At 38.7% G+C, this 26746-nt stretch carries 14 protein-coding genes; 1 reads left to right on the top strand and 13 read right to left on the bottom strand.

Features of this window, described 5'->3' with window-relative positions; genetic code table 11:
• Positions 1 to 37: 37 nt before the first annotated feature.
• From sov to ESZ48_RS03620, 3 genes are read right to left on the bottom strand one after another with little or no spacing between them, the layout of a single operon-like run.
• The gene (gene sov / locus ESZ48_RS03630; RefSeq protein WP_129015925.1) at positions 38 to 7219 is read right to left on the bottom strand and encodes a T9SS outer membrane translocon Sov/SprA; all 7182 of its coding nucleotides are present in this window, start codon (positions 7217 to 7219) and stop codon (positions 38 to 40) included.
• 6 nt (positions 7220 to 7225) lie between these two features.
• Positions 7226 to 7807, bottom strand: a complete 582-nt coding sequence (gene ruvA, locus ESZ48_RS03625) for a Holliday junction branch migration protein RuvA (protein WP_129015924.1) — start codon at positions 7805 to 7807, stop codon at positions 7226 to 7228.
• A gap of 45 nt (positions 7808 to 7852) precedes the next feature.
• Complete coding sequence (locus tag ESZ48_RS03620) at positions 7853 to 10168, bottom strand: NADP-dependent malic enzyme (RefSeq protein WP_129015923.1); 2316 nt, start codon at positions 10166 to 10168, stop codon at positions 7853 to 7855.
• A 460-nt stretch (positions 10169 to 10628) separates the two neighbouring features.
• Between ESZ48_RS03620 and ESZ48_RS03615 the strand changes: the two genes are divergently transcribed.
• On the top strand, positions 10629 to 12407 hold the full coding sequence (locus ESZ48_RS03615; protein WP_223266348.1) for a BamA/TamA family outer membrane protein: 1779 nt from the start codon (positions 10629 to 10631) through the stop codon (positions 12405 to 12407).
• Positions 12408 to 12523: 116 nt separating this feature from the next.
• On the opposite strand, the gene queG is transcribed toward ESZ48_RS03615, so the two are convergent.
• The 10 genes from queG to ESZ48_RS03565 form a co-directional block, all read right to left on the bottom strand.
• The gene (gene queG, locus ESZ48_RS03610; RefSeq protein WP_394345718.1) at positions 12524 to 13450 is read right to left on the bottom strand and encodes a tRNA epoxyqueuosine(34) reductase QueG; all 927 of its coding nucleotides are present in this window, start codon (positions 13448 to 13450) and stop codon (positions 12524 to 12526) included.
• A complete protein-coding gene (locus ESZ48_RS03605; RefSeq protein ID WP_129015922.1) occupies positions 13447 to 14784 on the bottom strand; it encodes a cytochrome P450 in 1338 nt (445 codons plus the stop codon). The genes queG and ESZ48_RS03605 overlap by 4 nt, the downstream gene beginning before the upstream one ends.
• A 94-nt stretch (positions 14785 to 14878) precedes the next feature.
• Positions 14879 to 15904 carry a Holliday junction branch migration DNA helicase RuvB gene (gene ruvB, locus ESZ48_RS03600; RefSeq protein WP_129015921.1) on the bottom strand — a complete coding sequence of 342 codons (1026 nt, stop codon included), beginning with the start codon at positions 15902 to 15904 and terminating at the stop codon, positions 14879 to 14881.
• A gap of 333 nt (positions 15905 to 16237) precedes the next feature.
• Positions 16238 to 18034: a cytochrome c oxidase subunit I gene (locus tag ESZ48_RS03595; RefSeq protein ID WP_129015920.1), complete on the bottom strand. Its 1797-nt coding sequence runs from the start codon at positions 18032 to 18034 to the stop codon at positions 16238 to 16240.
• 34 nt (positions 18035 to 18068) lie between these two features.
• A complete protein-coding gene (locus ESZ48_RS03590; protein WP_129015919.1) occupies positions 18069 to 19139 on the bottom strand; it encodes a cytochrome c oxidase subunit II in 1071 nt (356 codons plus the stop codon).
• A gap of 25 nt (positions 19140 to 19164) precedes the next feature.
• On the bottom strand, positions 19165 to 20508 hold the full coding sequence (locus ESZ48_RS03585; RefSeq protein WP_129015918.1) for a quinol:cytochrome C oxidoreductase: 1344 nt from the start codon (positions 20506 to 20508) through the stop codon (positions 19165 to 19167).
• A gap of 2 nt (positions 20509 to 20510) precedes the next feature.
• Entirely contained in the window at positions 20511 to 21092 is a 582-nt protein-coding gene (locus ESZ48_RS03580) for a c-type cytochrome (RefSeq protein ID WP_129015917.1), read from the bottom strand.
• Positions 21093 to 21097: 5 nt separating this feature from the next.
• A complete protein-coding gene (locus ESZ48_RS03575) occupies positions 21098 to 21631 on the bottom strand; it encodes a DUF3341 domain-containing protein (protein ID WP_129015916.1) in 534 nt (177 codons plus the stop codon).
• A 1-nt stretch (position 21632) separates the two neighbouring features.
• The gene (gene nrfD / locus ESZ48_RS03570) at positions 21633 to 23384 is read right to left on the bottom strand and encodes an NrfD/PsrC family molybdoenzyme membrane anchor subunit (RefSeq protein ID WP_129015915.1); all 1752 of its coding nucleotides are present in this window, start codon (positions 23382 to 23384) and stop codon (positions 21633 to 21635) included.
• Between the two features lie 31 nt (positions 23385 to 23415).
• Entirely contained in the window at positions 23416 to 26694 is a 3279-nt protein-coding gene (locus tag ESZ48_RS03565; RefSeq protein WP_129015914.1) for a TAT-variant-translocated molybdopterin oxidoreductase, read from the bottom strand.
• Between the last annotated feature and the right edge of the window lie 52 nt (positions 26695 to 26746).

Here is a 26746-nt window from a genome sequence, read left to right as displayed (position 1 = left end):
GAAGCAAATGTACTTTTTTAAAATCCTTTAATCAAAATTAATTGCCGAAATTATATCGCAAGGTAATCCCCGATCTGATAGTCGTTTGTGGGAATGCCGTTGATATGGCATATTCAGAAAATGTATAATCAAAATAGAAGATCCCAGTGAGGTTTTTACTGAAGGCATAATCCGCTTTGTATTTCACGCCCCAAATTGTTTGCCCCGAAGTCACTTGATTATCTTCTAAGTCAAGGTATCTAATAATGGTTTTGTTGTCCCGCACTGAAATATCGGCCATCATGTTCAAATCAGCAGTGATAATTTGGGTAGGACCGGCCATTTTTGATCGGATCCTTACGTTCTTAATGCGATAGCCCAATCCTAATATATATTCGTTCCCTTTTATTTCTGTCAATAAATTATTATCGAAACTTAAAGAAAGGATTCTATCTTTTTTAAGTTCTGCCATAATCTTTACAGAACTTTTCATCTCAAAATCCAATTTCATCAACGGACTAAACTGTTCTTCTAAGTTGATGTTGCTGAATAAGGTCTCGTTCTTAAAATTTCCTCCTTGATCAAGTGCATCTGGATTGTTTTCATCATAATCCAGATTGCTACGGAATTGATTGATGGTGTAACCTGAGCGGTACCCATGTGTTACTGAAAAACGTTTGAACTTGTCCTTAAACCACTTTAAACGCATCAAACCGGTATATTTTAAGGTCCAGTTAGGAATTGGAATATCCCTAAAGGCACTCAAACTTACATTATCCGGATTGGAACCTTGATAAGCCGACAAAAATGACGGCAACAACACCGCTTGATTATTTTTTCCAAACCCAACTGGATAACCTTGGGCATCTACAGGATACGTATCATTGCCGTAAAAATTGCGCGCCAAACGTCTCGCAACTACCAATCGATTCGCTCTAAAGTCATCAAAAGCTGCAGACTGTGTCTCGTCACTTGGACTAAATGCTGTTTTTATAAGTGATGTGGAAATATTGAAATTACCAAAGGAATTTGTAATCAATGAATTGTAAACATCACTCAATCCATCTCCATTGGTATCTGAGGCATTAAAGTTCTCATTGGTGTTTTCAGAATACATTCTGCTACCGATCAAATCAATTTTTAAATCTTTTATGACTTCGATATTCGCGGAGACATCCAAACTACGGTTAGTAACCTCAGTATATTGCTGATTGAAATCGGGATAAACGGTCAACCATCCATTTCTCGCCACCATATCTCTAATATCGCTCTGACTTCCAAAAGTGTAACCAAAAGTTGGCTTAAGTGTTCCGATGAACCCTGGGGTTCTTAAATACCCTGGTAAAAAGGTCCCGTTGTTTTCACTATAGTTGATTTGCAAGCGCTTTACCATGGTGGCAATATCAACAAAAGTATTGAACACCTTTGTACCTACGCTTGTTTCATCTACAACCTTTTCCCTAGTGGCCGAGTCGCCTTTTCTTTCTATACCTGCTGGCGTAGCTCCTCGAGCTGTGGTTTTCCTAACATCCTTTCTGACCAATCCCACATATTTATAAAGCGTTTCCATATTTAAGGTGGAATTGATATTATGTGTATTAGCGTTCTGTATGGAATTCCCGAGATTATAATTATTTGTTGTTCCCGTAGTTTCATCAAACAAAGGCAAATTATTGTTCAAATCCGATCCTTTTTGCCATTGGAAATCGCCCGTATAGGAATACGTCGCTTTTAAGAAACTAAAGGTAGGAATCTTGTATAATGGAATCTCATAATTGAGTTGGAGTTGTTGATTTTGAATATTTGGATCACCTAAATCAAAGAAACCATCCCATATATCAAGCGAAGGATCTTGTTTGCCGTTAATGATATCATCAACAAAATAGTTTCTGACGATGTTGGTGTTATTTGCCGTAAAATTAAAACTCAATGATTTTGTTAGCTTATAATTGATGGCGTACTGAAAATCGAATCGGTAGTTTCTTCGGAACAATTCTTCCAAGCCAATATTACTCCCGCCCAGTTCTACCTCTCTAAACTTCTGCTTGTTGAACTGACGCAAAATATCGGAATTGACCGTAAAACTATTTGGCAATAGATTGAAGTTAAAATCTTTCAAGATTTTAGCGTACCTGTTTTTAAAGATGGAATCATTTTTAGCGAACGGCTCAATAGTTATCGGATTGAAATTATAAGCATAGTTAACGCCGGTTCTGACATTTTGATCTAAGGCATTTTCAATTTCAAAATCGCGATGGTGTACTTTATTATAAGAATAATTAAAAGTCAAATTCTCCACATCATAGAAACGTGGTTTTTCATCACCAGTACGTTGTTTTCTGACACCAATAAAATTGATGCTCCTGCGTTTTGTAAAATCTTCCGACTGCTCTAAGATCTGATCTTTTTCTTCAGATGAACTTGCGGCTTCAAGTCGTGAATCCAACGTTAAATCATTATAAAACTGATCATATTTAGGTGTCACCATTTCTTCACTTTGAGCGTAGTTGAACGGAAGCTGTATGCCCCACTTCTTAGGCAATAATTGACCAAGATTCATATTGGTGACCACATCATATTGTTTCACATCTTCTCTACTGCGCTCATTTGGCCGTTGCTCTAGACTTCCAAAACCCACTGTACTTTGTCTCCCTGTTGCACTGATATTTGCAAAATCGGCAATATTTGAGTCCATACTTAATATGGCGGCCCAACCCCCTTCATTATCCAAATCTGAAAGACGGAGCTCATTAAACCATACTTTCCCACATACATTGGTAGCCGTAGTGTTGTTTTTGACCCCAACCATAAGCACCCTAATATCTCCAAAATTAGGATTTCCTTTTATGGAAACACGGGTTTCACCAACCTCAAAGTTATCTCCTGAGGACACAAGTTCAGGGCCCGATGGGGTGACGTTATAAACTGTTGGGTCTTGATTGGACAAAGAACCGTCACTAATGCCCAAGGCTTTGATGGTCTGTAAAATCTCCAAGGTGATGTCTATTTCATTTTCAGAAGGCCATACCTGATCTCGCGCAGTTCCGGCAACAACGTTTAAAGGCACTTGTATCTCATAGAAGTTTTGGGTGAAGTCATTACCCATTCTGATAAACCCAATCATTTCACCGGGATTTAACGTTCTTCCTTCCAAAGCTTCGGCATGCATGAACATTTTCAGTTTTTTATACTGACGCATGTCAATGCTGATGTTTTTATAAACCCCTCGAGAATCATCAGCTTCCAGTTCACACACTTCAACCACCAACGATTGTTCGTTTTCCCTGATAATATTGTTGTTATTGTTACGTTGCTCCAACTCCACTCCTGGAGGCAGAACGTAATTACCTTCGTTTTCTTGTAAACCTACGACACCAACACTAAATGAAGCGTCCGCACTGTTATTGTTCGGATTGTTATCCAAATCTAGAGAATAGCGTCTCCAATCACTTCTTACTAAATCCAAAGTTGCAAAACGCATAATGGTCGTTTCAGAAAATCCTTTAAGATACATTCTTGCAAAACGTACAGATCTGATATCAGAAATCCCACCAATGGCTCTTGTTGAGGCATCAATTGGAATTCTAAATTGGTACCATCTTACATTGCGATTATCACCGTTAGGCAAGGTGATGTTTCTGGTCTTTACATCGTTGATCAAGACGTTGTTGGGATTGTCCAAACTTGCCCGCGTGATGTCAATTTCATATTCATAATAACTATCAATCGTGTTCATTGTGTTATCTCTGTTAATATCTTCTACATCAGGGTGCGTCGTGGAACCTCGGTTGGTATCTGAAAATGTGTCTGGTGAATTTCCTTCTGAGCCATTATATTTTTTATAGCGATCAAAGATATCGCCATCTGCTTGAAGGAAATAAGTGTAATTGTCATTTGAAGGATCAGGACCAAATTGTGAGCCGAATCTTGCGATTTCTTCAGCATCATCAAACCCATCATAGCCTACATCCTGATTGGCACGATTTTGACCCGTACTTGAAAACGCATAAATTAATGACTGGTTACGCGGGACAACGGTTCCAAAATCAGTGACTTGCAAACCGCTAATATCTCCATTTTCTGGCAGGCCGTTTTCATATTGTTTTTTACCGTCCTTAATAATGTCTTCTGATATATTACCAAGATTTAGGAGTAATTTTCCTCCAGGATTGGACGTGTTGTCCAAGAATGGATCTTGAACCCAAAACTCAATATACTCAACGTTCGCCTGTTCAAAATCGGTGCTGGTAATAGCACGCGTAATTCCCGCCCAGCTATTTTGTGGTGACGTTAAGGTATTTGGGTAATCAATATTTTGAGACTGAAAATTATAGGGTCCTCTTTCGGTTGGGTAATAGGCCAAATCTAAGGTTGGAATGTAAGTATTCTGTCCTTGCACCAAATCTCTTTCTGGGAAGATTTCATCAATAAACACGCGTCTGGTGTACAAGTTGGACACATCATTGTCTGTAATCCCGCTTGGTCGTTGATTACTGTAAAAAATAGGGTCAACGGTGTACCAGTTCAAGTGCGCTCTATTGAAACCGTTTTGCGTTCCAATGTCATCCTCATTAGGTGTTAATCCCAAACCTTTAGGCCGACTCGATAAAAACCAAGAATGAGGTGATAACAAATCAATACTTCCTTGAGAACCTTCAAAATCATCAACATAAGCCGTGGCCTCACCCTGAAAATTCGCGCCTTTTGGTGCTCCCGGAAGAAGGTAAGCAAATTCCCCTCTTACAGAAAGGTTGGAAGGAACATCGGTATCAATATTTGGTAATTTGTTTACCAATCGGGTTAAGAATGGCACTTCTGTAGAATAATTCCCATTAAATCCAAAAATGGTATTATTAATGGATTCACTATTATAATTGGCTTTTTGGGTAATTGGACGCTCGTTAAGATTTAAGAAGGTTCCACCCAACACGAAATTTTCACTGAATTGGTGTTCAACATTCAATCCTGTAAAACGCTTGGTCTGTTGACCAAAAACCGCATTATTTTCAACCGATACATTGATGGGTGTATTGGAGGCCTTTAATGCCTGATCCAAAATTTCAACACGGCCCAATTGATAGTTTACGGTATAGTCCACGCCTTCTACCAGTACACGTCCACCAGCGGTAACTTTTACAGAACCTCTTGGCACGTTAAATGCGCCAATGGCAATTCCTTCACCTCCTGACGACTTGTAGCGCCCTTTTAATTGGAATTTATTTTTTTCTGATTCCTCTAGCGCAGCTGTTTTTGTACCTTTGTAAAGAATATCATAGACATATTTTTCCTGATTCGGGTTGGTATAGGTTGGGTCATTATAATCTGATGGATAGGCAGGATCCGCCAAGACATCAAATAAATATTTTCCGAAAGGTTCTACTTTTGTAAAAATGATCTTCCCGTTTTGGGGCAAGACCGTAATCCCTGGTACGAAATCAAAAAAGCCATCGCCATTTTGTTGTGGATCGTTGTTATAGTTCAATCGGTCTAAATGAAAAAGCCTGATTAATGGAGTTTCTGTTATTTCTGTGTCATCAGAAGGATCTGAAGTATTATTGTCATACGGCGGAAACGTAGTGCCATCAACAGGTTTAATATAGTTTAACGCTGAAGATTCTGTATAAAAAATATTCAATTTAAAATCTTCCTGACTCAGTTGATAGGCGCCAGAATCATAAATATTTTTCATCATTAAATCCCAAATAGGCTGATTCACGTTAGTGATGGCACTTTTCAGCATTTTTAGGATCAGGTTATTATTATTGACCACTGTATTTCCTGAAACTGGATCGGTTGACGATCCTGTAGCCTCAACGCCATCATTGGCAAACTCTCCAACCTGATAAACATTACTTCCAACAGTATATTGGAACGCCACGGCCAAAACTTCATCATTCTGCAAACGTTGGTTCAAGGAGATATACCCTAACTGAGTTTGAAGTGTATAATCATACCCTTCAGTCAGCTTTTTGGCATTTTCCAATTTTCCAAAGTCAAAACCTTCATTGGCCGGAATATTTATCCCTTGTTCCACTCGGGTAATATCTCTTACCGCATTGTTTAAGTTAGAACCTGCACCACCAATATTGGTCGGATCAAAACCATTGTTCTTATTGTCTGGAAGTGGTCCTGGTCTTAAAATATTCACCGTAGAACCTACACGCTGTGATTCTCCAAGATCTTGGAAAGCGGCAACATTCCGAACGTTGTCCGTTTGGTTGCTTCTATTGGTCACCCAAACCTCAATACGAGTAATTTGGACATTACTATTGATATGTGGATACCGTTCTAAAGCAACATCATAGCGTTCCCTAAAATAATGTGAGAGGAAAAAGTGTCGGTTTTCGTCATAATCTCGGGCGTAGAATGAAAACTCTTCAAGCGTACCACCACCTTGCGCAACTACAGAACGCGATTGCGATTTTTGCTCTGAAAATACTGCGGTTACTTTGGTCTTTCCAAATTGCAGTTCGGTTTTGACACCAAATAAGCTTTGAGCTCCTGTAATTAACGAACTATTGAGTGGCATACTCACGTTACCAACTTCAATCTTTCTGACAATATCATCTTCGGTTGGTGTGTATTCCAACTTGATCAAGTTTTGAAAATCGAAAGTAGATTGGGTATCATAATTGGCCGTTACTTGAAGTCGTGTGCCCACTTTACCCAATAAACTCAAACTGATACGTTGGTCAAAATCAAAGGTGAAATTGCTTCGATTACGTGGAGAAAATGAGGGATTGTCCTGTTTGGTAAACAAAACACCCAAATCCATTTCTACCGAACCTTGAGGAATGACCTCAATGGTATTGCCCCCAAAAAGAGTTTCAAAAAAACTGGAGTTGACGTAAAATTCAGGAAGTAAATTCTTCTGTTGGTCCTCAGTACCCTCTTTTTTGCCTTCGGCAGCATCAACTTTTTGTTTGTAGTAATTCTTTAGATTTTCTTCAAGCACCAATTGTTGATATTCCTTTGGTGTCAGAATTAAAGGATGGTTGATATTAAAACTTCCGACGGTTTGTGTAAAAATATAACGATCCGTATGTGGATCGTAGGTGTACTTGGATACAATGCTGTTAGGATTTGGCATTTTGATACTGCCCAATACGTGTCCAGTTTTAGTAGAATCCTGCCCTGTTGGTATGACTTGAGAAAACCCAATATGACCTATAACTAAAGTCAAGCCTATGAGCCATAAACGTTTTAATGATAATGATAAGCTAGGGTTGGTTGTACTCAAAATCGGTTATAAATTTTTTAATGCTTCTTTTATAATGACTTCTACGTTTGCATCGGGTTGATTGGCAACTATTTTCTCGACCACACGTTCTGCTTGTTTTCGTACAAATCCGAGAACTTCTAAAGCAGATAACGCTTCATCTTTGTGAGTATTGTTTCTAATTGTCGAAACATCGTCAATATCATAAATCTTCAGCACTTTATCCTTCAAATCCAAAATGATACGGGCCGCAGTTTTTGCACCAATACCTTTGACGGATTGCATTAATGCCGCATCACCATGCGCTATTCCTTCCCTAACTTGTTTTGGAGTCAAAGAAGACAGCATGGTACGAGCGGTACTGGCGCCTACGCCACTCACCGAAATCAACAATTTAAAAATCTCACGCTCAGCTTTTGAAGAAAAACCAAACAAAGAATGCGAGTCTTCCTTAACCTGTAAATAGGTGTATAGTTTAAGAAAGTCGCCTTCTGGAATTTGAGAATAGGTGTGCAGTGATATATTGACAAGATAGCCTACGCCATTGCAATCAATTACAACATCAGTTAAATTTTTTTCAACAAGTTTCCCTTGAATATGTGTAATCATGTATTGGCTTTAGTTAAAGACTCAAATGTAATAAAATTATTTTCATTACAAAGCTGATTCTTTTTCTAAAGCCGCTTTCATTTCTTGTTCTCTTTTCTCTTTTTGTTGTGCATCAATAACTGCAATCGCGGTCATGTTGACAATTTCATCAACACTGGCATCCAATTGCAAAATATGCACTGGTTTGCGCATGCCCATCATGATTGGCCCAATGGATTCCGCACCATTGAGTTCTTTCAAAAGTTTATAAGTGATGTTTGCCGAATCTAAATTTGGGAAAATAAGTGTGTTGACTTTTTTACCAGCCAATCTTGAAAACGGAAAATTCTCTTGAAGCATTTCTTGATTGAGGGCAAAATCCGTTTGCAACTCTCCATCAACCAACAAATTAGGGCTGGTCTCATGCAAAATTTTCACGGCGTCCCTAACTTTTGTTGCTTTCGGACTTGGAGAAGATCCGAAGTTAGCAAATGAGATCATAGCCATAACCGGCTCCATTCCAAACATTCTTACCGTTCTGGCGGTCATTTGTGCAATGGTAGCCAAATCTTCCGCCGGTGGATCAATATTGATTGAGGTATCACTCAAGAACATAGGCCCACGACGGGTCATCATAAGGTTTGTTGTAGCAATACGAGTGGCGCCTTTTGCCAAACCAATGAGTTCCAACATAGGTTTGACCACGGTTGGATAACTTCTTGAAAATCCAGAAATCAAAGCATCTGCATCGCCTTCATTAACCATCATTGCGGCAAAATAATTACGTTCTCTCAACAGCTTTTGAGCCGAATAAAGTGTGACCCCTTTGCGCTTGCGTTGTGACCAATATACTTCTGCATATCTATTGCGACGTATTTCTTCTTCATCGCTTTTAGGGTCGATGATTTCAACCTTGGCGTCAAATTCAATTTCAGCCATTAAACTCAGAATGGTTTCTCTTCTTCCCAACAAAATCGGAATGGCAATTCCTTCATCGTATGCGATCTGTGCGGCCTTTAAGACATCCAAATGATCTGCTTCTGCATAAACCACGCGTTTAGGGTCCATTTTTGCTCTATTGGTCAACAACCTGACAATTTTATTATCAGAGCCCAAACGTTCCCTTAAATGATCTCGGTATTTATTCCAATCCGTTATCGGCTCCTTGGCAACGCCACTATCCATTGCCGCTTGCGCTACAGCCGGAGGTACTTCTATAATTAAACGCGGATCAAAAGGTTTTGGAATTATATAATCCCTACCAAAGGTCAAACGGGTTTCGCCATAGGCAATATTCACTTGTTCGGGCACATTCTGTTTTGCCAAACTAGCAAGGGCTTCAACCGCAGCCATTTTCATGGCCTCGTTAATTTTAGTGGCCCTTACATCTAAAGCACCCCTAAAAATATATGGAAATCCAAGAACGTTATTCACTTGGTTAGGATGGTCAGAACGTCCTGTTGCCATAATGATATCCTTTCGTGTATCTATGGCCAATTGATATTCAATTTCAGGATCTGGATTGGCCATGGCAAAGACGATAGGATTGTCTGCCATCGACAATAACATTTCAGGAGATACAACATTTGATGTGGATAAACCAATGAACACATCGGCATCCTTCATGGCATCATCAAGGGTTTCGATCTCACGATGGGTTGCGAATTCTGCTTTTTCTGAAGTTAAATTTGTTCTGTTTTGTCTGATGACCCCTTTGCTGTCACACATTACAATATTTTCACGTTTCGCACCAAAAGCTTGGTACAAACGGGTACATGAAATAGCCGCTGCACCAGCACCACTGATGACAATTTGAGCCTCATCAATTTTTTTATCGGCAAGCTCCAAGGCATTCAATAATGCTGCCGCTGAAATGATTGCCGTACCATGTTGATCATCGTGCATTACGGGAATATCCAATTCTTCCTTCAAACGCCGCTCAATTTCAAAAGCTTCAGGTGCTTTGATATCTTCCAGATTAATCCCACCAAAAGTTGGTGAAATCATCTTAACTGTCTGGATAAATTCCTCGACATTTTCAGTACCAATCTCAATATCAAAAACATCAATGTCAGCAAAAATCTTAAAAAGTAGACCTTTACCCTCCATTACCGGTTTTGATGCTTCAGGACCAATATTTCCAAGGCCTAGAACGGCGGTACCATTGGTAATTACGGCCACTAAATTGCCTTTGGCTGTATATTTATAGACATTATTGACATCTCTGGCAATTTCTAAACAGGGTTCTGCAACACCTGGAGAATAGGCCAAAGACAAATCGCGTTGTGTTGCGTATTTTTTTGTAGGAACCACCTCTATTTTTCCTGGAGTTGGTTTTGCATGATATACTAATGCTTCTCTACGTTTGCTCTGTTTACTCATAAAAATTAAAATTTTTAGCTAAAGAACAAAGGTAACTGTTTTATGAGAAAAGAAATATGACATTAATTGGATTTGGTATAATTTTCTTTAGGTAACACGATTTTGGCTGAAGAACTAATTTTCAATGCGTGCCACTTAGACGATAGTTTGATTAATATATTTGAAAAACGAATGTATCCGTTCAAGAACTAAAGACAGCCACACGGGCGACTTTAGAAACAGCGAGATTAATTCCAGAATCATTTTAAACCTATGGCGATATCCAAAAAACATCCAATTTCAAAAACAGAATTTCACTAATAATTTATATTTTTAACCTCTTGAATTGGATTATATTTGTGATGTATTTTTTTGAACCCCACTTTTACTGATGCGCTTGAAAGTTTTATTTTTCATCCTTTTATTTCTCTTTTTCCATACTATGGTTGAGGCACAAGTACCCGTAACCAAGAAGGACTCTATGTACAAAAAGATAGAAGACTATTCAGAAAAAAGAAAGTTCACCAAAACGCTTCATAAATTAATTTTTAGATCTACTACAAAAAGACCGGTAAAATCTCCGCAAAACCGCCCGAAGCAAAATTTAGCACCCTTTGAAGGAAAAATCATCCGAAATATCACTGTTGAAAGTCATGATCCTTTTGGATTTTCATTTACAGACAGTACCCAAACCGCAAACAGTTGGATAGAAAAAACGGGGAATTTTGTTCATATAAAAACGAAAGCCTTCGCCATAAGAAACACCTTGCTCATTGAGGAAAACACTCCGTTAGACACGCTGTTATTAAACGAATCCGAACGTTTGATTAGGTCACAGAGTTATATAAGACGGGTTGAAGTCACGGCTAAAAATGTTGAAACCTCAAAAGATTCCATTGATCTTCATATCGAAGTCTTGGACTCTTGGAGTTTAATCCCATCGGCCAGCATTTCTACTTCAAAAACTAAGGTGAGGCTGAAAAACCGGAATTTCCTTGGGTTTGGACATGAGTTCAACAATAGTGTTACCAAAAGTTTGGAAGACGGCAACTATGGTTATGATATGAATTATAGAGTGCCCAACATTAATAACACATTTATTGAAACCAATTTGGCTTATAAAATTAATCTAGATGGCTATTATAGCAAAGTCTTAGATGTTGAACGTCCTTTCTATTCCCCATTTGCACGCTGGGCTGGAGGGGTTTATCTTGATGAACAATTTAGGGAGGAATATTTAGAAGATGCCCAAGGCGAATCTGATTTACAGAAATTTAAATATATGACCCAAGATTTTTGGGGTGGCCATGCTTTTAAAATATTTGATGGCCCTTCAGAAAAGGAACGAACCACTAATCTCATTAGCAGTTTGAGATATTTGCATGTAGGGTATAAAGAACGGCCAACTGCGGCCTATGACAGTATTGGATATTTTGCGAACGAATCGTTTTATTTAGGAAGCTTGGGTATTGCATCACGACAGTTCGTAAAGGACGATTATATTTTTAGGGATGGCACTATCGAAGATGTTCCAATTGGTACTGTATATGCTGTAACTGGAGGTTACCAAAGAAAAAACCAGCACAACCGCATGTATCTTGGAGCCAAAGCATCCCATGGAAATTATTTCAAATGGGGTTATTTGAGCACCAGTTTTGAAATCGGAACTTTTGTGGATCATAGCCATCTGGAACAAACAACACTTTCTTTACAGGCCAATTACTTTACAAAATTGATTTCTTTGGGCAACGATTGGAAAATGCGTCAGTTTGTAAAACCTCAGATTCTTATTGGCACAAACAGATTACCATCGGAAGGCGATCAGATTACTATAGACAAAGAGAATAAATTCAGAGGTGTTTATAACAACAAATTCGACCTAAAAAAAGGTGCTGGTATTCCGGGATTTGATAGTGATCTTATGGGGACTAAGAAATATGTGCTTTCCTTACAAACGCAGTTTTACTCCCCTTGGGAAGTGTTGGGATTTCGATTGAACCCCTATATTAACATTAATGCTGCTGCTTTGGGCAACGAAGATGAGTCCATTTTTAAGAGCAAGTTATACAGTTCTTTTGGCGCCGGTTTTATTATCAGAAATGATTATTTAGTGTTCAGTTCTTTTCAAGTGTCATTTTCTTTTTATCCACAGATTCCAGGGAAAGGGAATAATATTTTCAAAACGAATGCATATGAAACTAAAGATTTTGGATTTCAGGATTTTGATTTGGGGAAGCCGACGCCGGTTTGGTATAATTGAGGCAGTGGGATTAGGGATTAGGGATTAGGGATTAGGGGAAAAATCATCAGGTTTACTCAAAGAATTTAATGTTTTTTGTCTCAATTCTAAATTTCGACCACAAAAAATTAAGATTCCTACTTTCTCAGGAATTGGATATTCCGCGTCAAACCCTCGAACTTAGTCCGTTTCACCGGTGATTTTTTAAAGAGGTCCTTAAATACATCTTCAGTAATTTCTTCCCAATCTTTTTTGGTCATGGACAATAATTCTGGGTGCGGATTGAACAAGGGTTCGCTATGTGCTTTTGAAAAGCGATTCCACGGACACACATCCTGGCAGATATCGCAGCCAAACATCCAATCGTCAAATTGGCCTTTAAAATCGTTGGGGATTTTATCTTTTAATTCTATGGTAAAATACGAGATGCATTTGCTGCCATCAACCACGTAAGGTTCCGTAATGGCTTGGGTAGGACAGGCATCGATGCATTTTGTACAGGTGCCACAATGATCGGTTGTTGGTGAATCGTAGTCCAACTCCAAATCAATGATCAATTCCCCTACGAAATAAAATGAGCCCGTTTGTTGGGTCAATAACAAGGTGTGTTTGCCAACCCATCCCAATCCTGATTTAGCCGCCCACGCCTTATCCAAAACAGGTGCAGAATCGGTAAAGGCACGACCACTGACTTCGCCGATTTCTTCAGTGATAAAATTTAAAAGTTCTTTTAGCTTATCCTTGATTACAAAATGATAATCTGTACCGTAAGCGTACTTTGAGAGCTTATAGGTGTTTTCAATTTGAGTTTCCTCCGGATAATAATTCAGTAATAGGGAAATGACGGATTTTGAGCCTTCCACAAGTTTTGTTGGATCAAGACGCTTATCAAAATGATTTTCCATGTACTGCATTTCGCCATGCATGTTATTCTTTAACCACTTTTCGAGTCGCGGTGCTTCTTCTTCCAAAAACTGAGCTTTACTGATACCACAAGACATGAAACCGAGACGTTTGGCTTCAGTTTTTATGAGTTGGCTGTATTTGGATTTGTTGTTTATCACTTATTTCTGCTTTCAAATCTTAAAAAAGCGTTCTTAGGCTTTAACGCAATTAAAGGCGTGATCTCTATAGTGTCAAATTCGGCCGCTATGTTATAGTTTTTAACCAGTTCAGTGACGGCAATAATCATCTCAAACATAGCAAAATTATTCCCGATACATTTTCTTGGACCGGCGCCAAATGGGAAATATTGGGATGAGAATTTTCGTCCACCGTCTTCAAAACGATCAGGTAAAAATTCGTTTGCCCTTTCCCACAATTCTGGGTGACGGTGAATCTCATAAATAGAAAATAATAGGTTTGAACCTTTTTTAAAGATCAAATTATTAAACTCATCTTCTTCAATATTTACCCGATCAATAAAATATACAGGAGGATATAAACGCATCGCTTCTTCAATGACTTGCTGACAGATTTTCGATGAAGTCACCAAATGCATCAAGTCTTCAGATTCTTTGGTGATTTGGATATTTTCTTGGTAAATTTTCTCTTGCCATTCAGGATGCTTCGCCAAGAGTTGAAAAATAAAAGTTAAGGCATTGGAAGTCGTTTCATGTCCTGCGATAAACAGTATTAAGATTTCATCTATCAGCTGTTCTTCTTCCATAAAACTCCCGTCGTCATAGTGCGCTTCCAAAAGCATATCCAACAAATCGCCATGCTTTTCATCAGAATCGCGTCGCGTCTTTACAATGTTTTTAAGGATTTGTCGTGCTTCCCGAGTCAGTTCCAAATGTTTTTCTATGGTGCCACTTGCTTTAAACCACCAGCCTAAATAAGGTTGCCTAAGTTCTCTGACCAACATTTTCTGTGCAGCTTCCGTTATATATTGTAATCGGCTGATATCTTCAGCATCTGCCGCGCTACTGAACAAAGATTTAACGACGGTTTGAAAAGCGAGATCGTTAAAAACGGGGAACACATCGATAGTTTTATCAATTTCAATATGTTCATATTCCAAGAGAATGGCTCCTTGAATTTTATCCAACAGATGAGCCAATTGTTTTTTATGAAATGCCGGTTGGATGAGTTGCCGTTGCTTTTTCCATAATTCACCTTCAGAAGTCAGCAGTCCTTTCCCGACATATTTGACCAAGTCTTCCGTTTGGATTTTAGACTTGGTATAGTTGCGTTGATTTTTTTGAAGGACATATTCGGCAAAGGCTGCATCACGCGAAAAAACAATCTCTGTGGAGAAACCAATTTTCAGTTTAAACGTATCGCCCTTTGCAGTAAAATTGGCATGGTGAAAATTCAAGGGGTTCTTTAGGATTTCCAAAGAATGCTTTAGAAAACTAATTAACGGAACTGAAGGAATTTCTTTATTTGACGCCATTGTTTTGGGTAAAATTTTAGGCAGATTCCCATCTATCGGGATCACGAATATTCACAAAAAAATTATGGAAGTACTAAAGTTAACTTTTAATAAGTTATGGGAACAATCCTCCCTGCGTACTACCCTTTATTTTTCCGAGATGTCTGTACGCCAATTCAGTCACTTCCCTGCCACGCGGGGTACGCATGATAAACCCTTGCTGGATTAAAAAAGGTTCGTAGACCTCTTCGATAGTTTCAGCACTTTCACTTACTGCGGTCGCCAGAGTGGTAATCCCTACCGGTCCGCCCTTAAATTTTTCTATAATGGTCAACAAAATTTTATTATCCATTTCATCAAGACCGTGCGCATCCACATTCAAGGCTTTAAGTGCAAATCTGGCTATGGCAATATCAATATTGCCATTCCCTTTTATTTGTGCAAAATCCCGAACACGACGCAATAAGGCGTTGGAAATTCTTGGTGTACCTCTACTTCTACCAGCAATTTCAACAGCAGCTTCCATAGAAATGGGAACATTCAAAATAGAAGCACTACGCTGGGTGATGGTGGTCAATAATTCGGTGTTGTAGTATTGCAATCTGCTTTGGATCCCGAAACGGGCCCGCATTGGGGACGTCAATAATCCGGAACGGGTAGTGGCACCAATTAATGTAAACGGGTTCAGGTTAATTTGAACTGTTCTGGCATTTGGTCCGGACTCAATCATGATATCGATCTTGTAGTCTTCCATAGCGGAATACAGATATTCTTCAACAATTGGACTCAGTCGATGAATTTCATCAATAAACAAAACATCACGTTCATCGAGATTGGTCAAAAGCCCCGCAAGATCGCCTGGTTTGTCCAATACTGGCCCAGAAGTAACTTTGATGCCCACACCCAATTCGCTCGCTAAAATGTGAGCTAACGTGGTTTTTCCGAGACCTGGAGGGCCATGAAACAAAGTATGGTCCAAAGCTTCGTCTCTTTGGTTGGCGGCTTCTACAAAAATCTTTAAGTTATCCAACACTTGTTCTTGACCTGTAAAATCATCAAAGGATAGTGGTCTCAGTTTTTTTTCAACATCAAATTCTTCTGGTGAAAAGTTATCGTTGGAGGGGTTTAGGTTATCGTTCATGTTTAGTTCTCGCGAAAGCGGGAATCTCTTTAGTCATTAAATAAAATGTTTGTAAAGCTAAGCCCATAGATGTCATAAGAGCTTGTCCCAAAACAAAGATAAACAAAAAGCCCTTCTTATTCAGAAAGGCTTATGATATAATAATGTTTATGATATTCCTCCAGTCTCGAATTTATTCCCGCGAAGTCGGCAATCTCGTTTTACAGAAAGCCAAGATTAATCAATCGCAATTATATAAAACAACACTAATAAAAAAGACCTTCAGAATGATAACTCAATCCAAAGGTCCTTGATTATTTATTATAACATTACTGCCTGCGCAGGAATTGTTGGTTAATGCTGCATTTCCTCTTCACCTTCCTTTAAAGGAACGTTTTGCGGTACGAAGTCATCATCATGTCCTGGCTTACTATAATCATAAGACCAACGATATACATGAGGGATTTCTCCTGGCCAGTTGCCATGAATGTGTTCTACAGGGGTTGTCCACTCCAATGTTGTCGATCTCCACGGATTCTGAGTTGCTTTCTTACCATAGAAAATACTAACGAAGAAGTTATATAGATAAACAAGTTGTATCGCTCCTCCAATTAATGCAAATACGGTAATTACAATATTCACATCGGTTAGATCATCAAACAAGGGGAATGCCGAGTTGGTATAATAACGTCTAGGTAATCCTGCCATTCCGATAAAGTGCATCGGGAAGAATACACCATAAGCAGAGATCGCAGTAATCCAGAAGTGAATATATCCTAAGTTTTTATTCATCATTCTTCCAAACATCTTTGGATACCAATGGTAAATTCCTGCAAACATACCGTAGATGGCTGAGATTCCCATAACCAAGTGGAAGTGGGCAATAACGAAATACGTATCATGCACGTTAATGTCCAAAGCACTGTCTCCAACAATAATTCCTGTCAATCCTCCTGTGATAAATGTAGATACAAAACCAATGGCGAACAACATAGCGGGATTCATCTGAATATTTCCTTTCCAAATGGTGGTTATCCAGTTAAAGGCCTTGACGGCAGAAGGTATCGCAATCAATAGCGTTGTAAATGTGAACACCGATCCCAAGAACGGATTCATTCCTGAAACGAACATATGGTGACCCCAAACAATTGTAGATAAAAATGCGATTGCCAAAATGGAAGCCACCATCGCACGATAACCAAAAATCGGTTTTCGGGAGTTGGTCGCCAAAATTTCTGATACTAATCCCATCGCAGGTAGAATTACAATATAAACCTCAGGGTGGCCCAAGAACCAGAATAAATGCTCAAAAAGTACGGGTGAACCACCTTGGTAATGCAAGACTTCACCTTGTATAAAAATATCTGATAAGAAGAAGGACGTTCCAAAACTTCTATCCATAATCAATAATAAGGCGGCTGATAATAATACTGGGAAGGATACCACACCGATGATTGCAGTTACAAAAAACGCCCAAACAGTTAAAGGTAATCTTGTCATTGACATGCCTTTAGTACGCATGTTTATAACAGTCACAATATAGTTCAATGATCCCAATAAAGATTGCGCAATAAATAACGCCATGGATATCAACCAAAGTGTCATCCCCCATCCTGAACCTGGCTGAGCCATTGGTAAGGCACTCAAAGGAGGATAAATTGTCCATCCTGCAGCAGCGGGACCAGCTTCAAGAAACAACGACCCCATCATAATGATACAAGACACGAAGAATATCCAATAGGACAACATATTTATAAATCCTGATGCCATATCTCGGGCTCCAATTTGATAAGGAATCAATAGGTTACTAAAAGTTCCACTCAAACCGGCCGTTAACACGAAGAACACCATGATTGTCCCATGGATGGTTACTAAGGCCAAATACATATCTGCATCCATGACTCCGCCTGGCGCCCATTTGCCTAATAAAGCTTCAAAAAGAATATTTGGTTCTTCAGGCCATGCAATCTGGATACGGAACATTAGAGACATCATTACACCAATGATTCCCATAAGTGTTCCCGTAATCAAATATTGCTTAGCGATCATTTTATGATCTTGACTAAAGATATATTTGGTTATAAAGGTTTCCTTTTGATGATGTCCGTGACCGTCGTCATGTGCGTGAATATCTACTGCGTGTGTTGACATAATCTATATATACTTGTTTAAAACGATGTTATTATTATTTCAATGATTCTTTGAAGGTCTTTTGTTCAGCAATCCAAGCATCGTACTCTTCTTGGGTTTCTACAATAATATTCATTTGCATATTATAGTGAGACTTCCCACAAATCTTGTTACAGAGTAAAAGAAAATGGAATTCATAAGGGTCAAGCTCCTCTTCACCTTTGGCCATAAGCTCTTTGCTCTTATCAGCGCGTATATTGTTGATGTTTTGAACTTTATCAATCATTTCGGGAGTTTCACGCATTTCCTTTGTGGTAATGGTTGGTGTAAATCCAAATTTCGTGATCATTCCAGGCACGCAATTCATTTGTGCTCTAAAATGTGGCATGTAAGCCGAGTGCAATACATCTTGGGAGCGTATTTCAAAAAGTACAGGCTTGCCAACTGGCAAATGCAATTCCTTTACAATAATATCATCTTCAGCATTAGGATCTGCTTCATCAATACCTAAGACATTCGCTCTATCAATATCAATCAATCTTACGTTAGCCAATCCTAAAACATTATCCTGACCTGCATAACGTGCGGTCCATCCAAATTGCTGCGCATAAAGCTCTACAACCATTGGATCAGCATCTTCATCAATATTCATAATCGAATTCCAAGTGAAGAGCCCATAAATAATCAGTCCTGCCAAAACAATAACAGGAATAATGGTCCAGACGGCTTCTAAGGTATTATGATCAGCAAAGTATAAGGCTTTCTTACCTTTTTCTCCTCGGTATTTAAAAGCAAAATAGTGGAGTAAAAACTGGGTGATGATTTGCACGGTAAAAATTACAATCATGGAGATCATCATCAAATTATCAACTTCAGAACCATGCTCTGAAGCTGCGTTTGACATGAGTGGTAAGTCACCCCAATACACAAAAGAAATAATTGTTATGATATAAATAAAGGCTAAAAATGCCAACATCAAATAACCATTGATCTTATTATCGTAATCAGTTGCTATTCCATTATTTGAGGTGTCAGTACTTACCTGGGCTAGATCAAATATTTTGACCATTTGCCAAATGGCTACCGCCGCAAAAAGTACTATGATAATTATGAATAAAGCAGTCATTGTCGTTTCTCTTCTTTATAGGTTATTAATATTCGAAATTTTCACTTTCTTTAATGAATGGATTGTTTTTTGGAGTCAAAGGAGCTTTTGACAAGGACGTAAATACGACCAATAAGAACAGACCTCCAAATAATAAAACCGATCCAATTTCCGGGATTCCGATAAACCATCTATCTACAACAGTGGCAGGCATAATCATTACAAAGACATCAATGTAATGTCCTATTAAGACTACAACGCCAGCCATCATCACAAACCATGGAACACGCTTGTTATCACTGTTCATCAAGATCAAGAATGGGAACACAAAGTTAAGCGCCACCATGCCAAAGAAAAGTAATTTATAATCTTCAATTCGCGAAACGAAGTATACTACTTCTTCTGGAATGTTTGCATACCAAATTAACATGAATTGAGAGAACCATAAATAGGCCCAGAAAATACTAAATCCGAATATATACTTCGCCAAGTCATGAATGTGGCTATCATTAGCCATTGGTAAGAGACCTTTCCCTTTTAAATATATCGTTAGCATTACAATTACGGTAATACCACAAACAACCATGCTTGACAACACGTACCATCCAAATAAGGTACTAAACCAGTGTGGATCTACACTCATGATCCAATCCCATGACATTACGGATTCACTGTACAAGTAAAACACTAAGAATCCTGCGGCTATTCTAAAACCCTTCTTGAAGTTTCTGTTATCACCAGGTTCAGCATTATCCTGAGCGATTGAAAATTTTCGTGCAAAATATCTATAGGTACACCAACCTCCAATAAAAATAATAGCTCTTATAAGGAATGCAGTAATATTTAAATAACCCGATTTGTTTTGGATCAATTTATCCTCAGCAACCACATCTGGGTTCATCCATACAAATATTTCGTTGTTCTGACCGATATAGTGTGAACCTACGGCAAGAAGAATCACAATAATAGCTCCTGGCAAAAGATAGGCTGAAATAGCTTCCATGACTCTAAATAATACCGGAGACCAACCTGATTGTGAAGCAATTTGAAGTGCATAAAATACCAGCGCTCCAAGAGCGATGAACATAAAAAACAAGGCTGACACATACATGGCAGACCAAGGTCTTTTAGCTAACTGTGCTTGAACGTGCACTGCATGTTCATCATCATGCGAAACGTCTGCAGTACCTGAAACAGCACTATCGGGACTTTCAGTGTGTACTTGTGCAGAGGCGTCCTGTCCGCCATCATGTGCATGCTCCTCAACAAGCATTGTCTTAACCTCTTCTAAAGATTTATGAGATGTCATAAAACCATAAGCCACCCCTAATGCACCCAAAACAATAAGGATGATGGAAAATGTCTTTAATCTATTTGAAATTGTGTACATATCTATATTGAATCTTTAACAGTCTGACTTCCTCCTAATTCTGATTTTAATTGCATCACGTAATCCACAACTTGCCAACGTTCTTCTTCATTTAATTGGTTAGCATAAGAACCCATAACGTTTTTACCATAATGAATGGTGTGGTAAACGCTTCCTTGAGTTACTGCTCTTCCTTGGTCATCAAAAGAAGGTACTCCTAAAATCTTTTCACGTTGCACCAAGATGCCTTGGCCGTCTCCTTTTTTACCGTGACAAACACCACAGTATATATCATATAACTGGCCGCCTCTAGGACCATCAATTTGAGTAGAATCCAAAGGTGTTACTAAACTTGCTTTTGCCAAGTTATAACCCTCAATGCTTTCATCAATATCAAAAGGTATGTGACCTCTTGCTACAGATCCTTCGGCAGGCAATTTTGAAGCCATCCCATCAGGTAAAAACTCAACTTCTCCGTAAGCTTCATAACCTATTGGCTCATACATATCAGGAAAAAACTGATAATTAGGTCTCGATTTATTTTGACATGATGCAAAAGAAACCAAAACGACCATCAATATTATTAATCTAAATAAGCTTTTCATGTGTATTAGTGTGCTTTATCAATTAAGGTAACTTCTACCGCTCCTGTATTTCTTAATATATCAAACTGTTCGTCAATATTGTCTCCGGCACTTATTTCCATTAAGAAATGATCGTCCGTTGTTCTTATATCAGGATTTTCTGCTTTTTTAAACGGCCACAATTTACTGCGTAAGTAAAATGTAATCACTAATAAATGTGCTGCAAAAAATACCGTTAACTCAAACATAATTGGAATAAATGCAGGCATGTTCTCAAGATAACTGAAACTTGGTTTCCCTCCAATATTTTGAGGCCAGTCTTCAATCATCATATAGTCTATCATGACGATAGAAACTACTAAACCTACACAACCGTATAGAAAAGACGTAATTGCCAATCTTGTTGGCGCCAATCCCATAGCTTTATCCAATCCGTGTACCGGAAAAGGCGTATATATTTCTTCAATGTGATATCTCTCAGCCCTTACTTTCTTAACGGCGGCCATCAAGACATCATCATCTGTATACATAGCGTGAATAACTTTTGAAGATGTTTCCATACTATTCTTTGTTGTTTATTAATATTTTAGCTTGACCAGCCCAATCATCACGTTCTGCCCTTCCTGGGAACGAAGCGGTGATTTCATCTAACAAGTCATATTCTCTTTTGGTCATCTTACTTACTTGTAAAAAAGAATAGATTCCAATACCATTAAGGACTTCCTCCATTTTTGGACCAACCCCATTAATTTGCTGTAAATCGTCTTTGGTTTGTGTTAAAGGATCAAAGACACCTACACTATCCATCAATTGATTTATTGCTTCAGGATCATGTGCTTTAACTGTCGATTGTTCATCAACTATAGGTGAGCCCGCATGAATATTAATATTGTGTGTGCGTGGATCAGTACCTGTACCAACTAAACTCTCTCCAGATTCTCTGATACGTTTGTATCGCTGACCAGAAGATTTCAAAATCGCTTTAACCTCTGCTTGTGATACAACCGGGAAGGTACGAGCATACAACAAGAATAATACAAAGAAGAATCCAATCGTTCCGATGAAAATTCCAATATCTACAAATGTTGGCTGGAACATTGTCCATGCTGATGGCATATAATCTCTATGAAGAGAGGTCACAATAATTACGAATCGCTCAAACCACATCCCAACGTTTACTACGATGGAAATAAAGAAAGAGAACATGATACTGGTTCGTAATTTCTTGAACCACATAAATTGTGGTGAAAATACGTTACAGGTCATCATTAAAAGGTATGCCCACCAATAAGGTCCGGTAGCTCTATTTAAAAACGCATATTGTTCATATTCTACACCAGAATACCAAGCAATGAAAAGCTCAGAAATATAAGCGACTCCAACAATAGAACCAGTGATCATGATAACAATGTTCATCAATTCAATATGCTGTACCGTAATGTAATCTTCAAGGCTCACTACTTTTCTCATGATGATCAAAAGCGTGTTTACCATGGCGAAACCAGAGAAAACTGCTCCTGCTACGAAATAAGGAGGGAAAATGGTAGTATGCCATCCTGGAACTATCGAGGTTGCGAAGTCAAAGGATACAATAGTATGAACTGAAAGTACAAGTGGCGTTGCCAAACCAGCAAGAACCAAAGACACTTCTTCAAAACGTTGCCAATCTTTTGCTCTACCAGACCATCCAAAAGCCAATAATGAATAGATTTTCTTTTGGAAAGGCTTTACGGCTCTGTCACGAATCATCGCAAAGTCAGGAAGTAATCCAGTCCACCAGAACACCAAGGATACGGATAGATACGTTGAAATCGCAAACACGTCCCAAAGTAATGGTGAGTTAAAGTTGACCCAAAGCGAACCGAATTGGTTTGGAATAGGTAAAACCCAGTACCCTAACCATGGACGACCCATGTGGATCAATGGGAACAATCCTGCTTGAATAACCGCGAAAATAGTCATCGCTTCCGCAGAACGGTTAATTGCCATACGCCATTTTTGACGGAACAACAACAATACTGCTGAAATCAGTGTACCTGCGTGACCAATACCAACCCACCAAACGAAGTTGGTAATGTCCCAGGCCCAACCGATGGTTTTATTTAGGCCCCAAACTCCAATCCCTGTGGAAATGGTATAAATAATACAGCCAATTCCCCAAAGAAATGCCGCAAGTGAGATAGAAAAAACTATCCACCATGATTTGTTGGCTTTTCCTTCTACAGGTTTAGCGATATCCACAGAAACATCGTGGTATGATTTTTCACCTAAAACTAAAGGTCTTCTAATAGGTGCTTCGTAATGAGACGCCATAATGCTTTTAGAATTATTTCTTAATTAATAATTATGATTCCGTTGTATTTCTCACAATGGTGTGGTACTGAACGTTGGGTTGTGTTCCAATATATTCAAGTACGTGATACATCCGTTTATCCTCTTTAAGTTTCGCAACTTTACTCTCTTTATCGTTGATGTCTCCAAATACCATAGCTCCTGTGCCACAAGCTGCAGAACATGCCGTTTGGAATTCACCGTCTTTAATTTCACGTCCCTCACGTTTGGCATCAAGGATTGTTTTTTGTGTTTTTTGAATACACAATGAACATTTTTCCATAACACCACGAGAACGTACAACAACATCAGGATTCAATACCATACGACCTAAATCATCGTTCATATTGTAATCAAATTCATCATTTTTATTGTAACGGAACCAGTTGAAACGACGTACCTTATAAGGACAGTTGTTGGCACAGTAACGCGTTCCTACACAGCGGTTATAAGCCATATGATTTTGACCTTGACGTCCATGAGATGTTGCCGCAACAGGACAAACAGTTTCACAAGGCGCATGGTTACAATGCTGACACATCATTGGCAAAAATGCCACTTGAGGATTATCAGCTGCAATTTCCATGGCATGCAAAGTGCTCTTGATACCTGTATCACCTAACAGACCATCTGCCGCCTCTTTTTTCTCGATATCTCCAGTAAAGGTATCTTCAGAAGAATAGTATCTATCAATACGCAACCAGTGCATATCTCTACTTTTTCTCATTTCAGACTTCCCTACTACCGGAACGTTATTTTCGGCATGACAAGCAATAACGCAAGCGCCACATCCAGTACATGAATTTAAATCAATGGATAAATTGAAATGATGTCCAATAGATCTGTCAAATTCATCCCATAAACCAACTTCAGTTGAAGGTGTTTCGATATGATTTAATGATACCTTCGGAAGTGGATTCCAATGTTCTTTATCTTTAGTGTTAAAGATTTCAAGCGTAGTTTCTTTTATGATATCACCACGTCCCATTAATGTATTGTGAAGCTGCACACAAGAGAACTCGTGGTCACCACCTACAACTTTAATAGAAACGTCAGTTTGGGTACTGTTGAAATCTTTGTAAAACTGGTAAGCATTTTTACCGGTTTGCATTTCTTCCTTAAGTCCTTTTGTACGTCCGTAACCAAACGATAAACCTAAAGAACCAACAGCTTGACCTGGTTGGATAAGTGCAGGAATGGTCATTGCTAGACCGTTCACTGTCAATTCTACTAAACTACCATTAAGACCACCATCGGCAACGTGCCAGTTTTTGATGTCTAATCTTTTAGCATCGGTACTTGAAACAGTTACGTAGTTATCCCATGAAGTCCTTGTAATAGGGTCTGGAAATTCTTGTAACCATGGGTTGTTGACTTGTTTACCATCTCCCATACCGGTTTTAGTATAGAGTTGCAATTCCATACCATTAGCTGATCCTGCAGAAGCTAAAGCTCTTGCAGCATCACCTCCAGAAACAGAAGCTATTGCAGCAACGCCTGAAGTTGATGTTGAACCTGAAGCTGTAGTGGACGTCGTAGATGAAGTGACAAATTCGTCTTTATCTTTATCTTTAACACCAACACCTACGGCAACATCATGAATAATTCCACCAACAAAAGTTCTGTCTTTTTTGTTTTGTAATTCTGAAGTGGTCACTGTAGTCGTTTTTGAAGAAGGTCCTGATGCCAGAATACCATTCAAACCAGTTGAGTCATATACACCATCATGTAATGCTTGACTAAATGAAGCACCTCCAAGTACACCTGAACTCCAGTTTTCCTTAATGTAATCGTAATACGTTAAATCACTTCCTGTCCATTTCAACAAAGCTTGTTGAAACTGACGTGTATCAAATAACGGACGGATAGTTGGTTGCATTAAACCAAAATGTCCTTTTTTAAGTTCCACATCACCCCAAGATTCTAAATAATGAGGCACAGCAGCAATATATTGAGTTTCAGAAGCAGTCTCATCGGCTTTTAATGAAAACGCGATAGACAATTCTGTTTGTTTTAATCCTTCGGCAAATTCATTTGCGTTTGGTAAGGTATATAGTGGATTGACGCCATTCATAATGATAGCACCAACTTTACCAGCGTTCATATCTGCTACTAAAGTCATCACTTCTTTATCGCTACCTTGTCTTTTTCTAATCGGAGTTCTAGCATCAAAAGCTTTACTTCCTAAAGCAGCGTTGATTTCTAATGCCACTGTTTGAGCATTGACATCATTGATCCCTGTAAGCAACACAGCATTACTTCCTGCTCTTTTTAATTCAGAAGCTACTTTTTGGATCGCTTCATCTATATGTGCCGGTAAGTCTGTTGAAACAGATTGACCAGTTACATAACTGTATAATTTAGCTAAGATTTGCTTTTGTTGAGAAGGTGTTGCTGGAATACGTTTATCGGCATTAGCACCGGTAAGTGACATATTCGCTTCAATTTGAATATGCCTTGACATCTTTCCATCTGTAGGAACTCGGCCTTTTGCATATCCTGATTCAAATCCACCCCCTTGCCAATCTCCGAGGAAATCAGCACCAACAGAAACAATCGTTGAAGCTTTAGACAAATCATAATTTGCTAATGCACGTTCTCCATATTTAGCTTGAAAAGCGTCCAATGCGCAAGATTCAGAAACAGCATCATATACCACGTGGCGTACATTGCCATATTTTTCTTTAAAAGCAGAAATCAACTTACTGGTAGATGGACTGGCAAAAGTTTGCGTCAATAACACAATGTCTTTGCCTGAACTCATAACATCAGTTAGTTTCTGAGTCGTTTCAGAATCAAATGTTTCCCATGAAATATCAGAACCATCTTTTTGAGGTCCTTTAACTCTTAAACTATCGTATAATCCTAAAATTGACGCATGTACTCTGGCATTTACACCACCTTGCGATGTAGCCAAATCGTTGTTTTCAATTTTAATGGGACGTCCTTCACGAGTTTTCACTAAGACACTTGCGAAATCAAAACCATCAGCAATTGTTGTAGCGTAATAATTAGACACACCAGGAATGATTTCTTCTGGCTGTACAACGTAAGGAATCGATTTAATAACCGGTCCTTCACAAGCTGCTAAAGATGCCGCGGCCGTACTGAAACCAACATATTTTAAGAAATCACGACGTGTTGTTGAAGACGTTTCCAAATTGGATTTGTTGCCTAAAAATTCGTCTGTAGGAATTTCTTCAACAAATTCTCTTTGTTTAAGCGCCTCAACAATAGAGCTGTCTGCGTTTAGCTCTTCAACACTTTTCCAGTATTTCTTGTTTGATGACATATTCTTTAATAGTTATTAGTTGATAGTTAGTGGTTTTTGGTTAAAACCAATT

This window comes from Gelidibacter gilvus (genome assembly GCF_004115975.1).
Lineage (GTDB): Bacteria > Bacteroidota > Bacteroidia > Flavobacteriales > Flavobacteriaceae > Gelidibacter > Gelidibacter gilvus.
Note: the sequence above shows the minus strand (reverse complement) of the source record. Positions and strands in the feature narration are given on the sequence as shown.

Excerpts from the sequence above, each read along its gene's own strand:
- ESZ48_RS03615 (WP_223266348.1), top strand. The coding sequence starts at position 10,629 with ATGTACAAAAAGATAGAAGACTATTCAGAAAAAAGAAAGTTCACCAAA.
- ESZ48_RS03565 (WP_129015914.1), bottom strand. The coding sequence starts at position 26,694 with ATGTCATCAAACAAGAAATACTGGAAAAGTGTTGAAGAGCTAAACGCA.
- ESZ48_RS03590 (WP_129015919.1), bottom strand. The coding sequence starts at position 19,139 with ATGACTGCTTTATTCATAATTATCATAGTACTTTTTGCGGCGGTAGCC.
- ESZ48_RS03580 (WP_129015917.1), bottom strand. The coding sequence starts at position 21,092 with ATGAAAAGCTTATTTAGATTAATAATATTGATGGTCGTTTTGGTTTCT.
- ESZ48_RS03620 (WP_129015923.1), bottom strand. The coding sequence starts at position 10,168 with ATGAGTAAACAGAGCAAACGTAGAGAAGCATTAGTATATCATGCAAAA.
- ruvB (WP_129015921.1), bottom strand. The coding sequence starts at position 15,904 with ATGAACGATAACCTAAACCCCTCCAACGATAACTTTTCACCAGAAGAA.
- ESZ48_RS03585 (WP_129015918.1), bottom strand. The coding sequence starts at position 20,508 with ATGTACACAATTTCAAATAGATTAAAGACATTTTCCATCATCCTTATT.
- ESZ48_RS03575 (WP_129015916.1), bottom strand. The coding sequence starts at position 21,631 with ATGGAAACATCTTCAAAAGTTATTCACGCTATGTATACAGATGATGAT.
- ruvA (WP_129015924.1), bottom strand. The coding sequence starts at position 7,807 with ATGATTACACATATTCAAGGGAAACTTGTTGAAAAAAATTTAACTGAT.
- ESZ48_RS03605 (WP_129015922.1), bottom strand. The coding sequence starts at position 14,784 with ATGGCGTCAAATAAAGAAATTCCTTCAGTTCCGTTAATTAGTTTTCTA.
- ESZ48_RS03595 (WP_129015920.1), bottom strand. The coding sequence starts at position 18,034 with ATGTCAACACACGCAGTAGATATTCACGCACATGACGACGGTCACGGA.
- nrfD (WP_129015915.1), bottom strand. The coding sequence starts at position 23,384 with ATGGCGTCTCATTACGAAGCACCTATTAGAAGACCTTTAGTTTTAGGT.